This window comes from Corynebacterium sp. HMSC066C02, assembly GCF_001814945.1.
In the GTDB taxonomy this organism is placed as follows: domain Bacteria; phylum Actinomycetota; class Actinomycetes; order Mycobacteriales; family Mycobacteriaceae; genus Corynebacterium; species Corynebacterium aurimucosum.
This window is the reverse complement of record NZ_KV818464.1, coordinates 1-205: the sequence shown is the minus strand read 5'-3', so window position 1 is coordinate 205 and position 205 is coordinate 1. Positions and strand designations below refer to the sequence as shown.

At 64.9% G+C, this 205-nt stretch carries 1 protein-coding gene; it reads right to left on the bottom strand.

What is annotated here, in order from left to right:
• Positions 1 to 205 (bottom strand): hypothetical protein (locus tag HMPREF2996_RS13010; RefSeq protein ID WP_246823025.1); only part of this gene is annotated, 205 nt, incomplete at both ends.

Below are 205 nucleotides of genomic sequence, written 5' to 3'. Positions count from 1 at the left end.
TCGAAATCTTCGGCTCACCAGACTCATCACCCGGAACTCGCGGAGTTGTGGGCTTGGTCGGCTTCGTCGGTTCAGTCGGGTCGGTTGGCTTCGTGGGCTTCGTCGGCTCAGTTGGCTTCGTCGGGTCGGTCGGCTCGGTCGGCTCGGTCGGCTCGGTCGGGTCGGTAGGCTTCGTCGGCTCAGTTGGCTTCGTGGGCTTCGTGGG